The organism is Shewanella litoralis, assembly GCF_009828585.1.
Taxonomy (GTDB): domain Bacteria; phylum Pseudomonadota; class Gammaproteobacteria; order Enterobacterales; family Shewanellaceae; genus Shewanella; species Shewanella litoralis.
Window position 1 is genome coordinate 1 of record NZ_WSRZ01000115.1, and the last position, 344, is coordinate 344.

Below are 344 nucleotides of genomic sequence, written 5' to 3' on the forward strand. Positions count from 1 at the left end.
TGAGCTAACTTGTACTAATGACCCGTGAGGCTTAACCATACAACCCAGATGGGTTTTACTGATACTTAGTATTAGAATAGAGCACTTAAATAGTGTGATAACTCAACAAAGCGAGTCTGAAAGACGACTGCATCAGCTTGCCGAATTATTAAATAAGGTAAGAGAAGGTCCTAGGTTCTAGGTCCTAGTAGCGCGAAGCGCGTCCTCTCTCCTTGTTTATACAAAATTTGTCTGGAAACCATAGAGCTGTGGTCCCACCTGATCCCATTCCGAACTCAGAAGTGAAACACAGTATCGCCGATGGTAGTGTGGGGTCTCCCCATGTGAGAGTAGGTCATTTCCAG

Annotated in this window: 1 rRNA gene; it reads left to right on the forward strand. The window is 44.5% G+C overall.

The features are described from left to right. Positions 1–230 precede the first annotated feature (230 nt). Positions 231–344: ribosomal RNA gene (gene rrf, locus GQA99_RS20350) — 5S ribosomal RNA — on the forward strand; the annotation flags it as partial.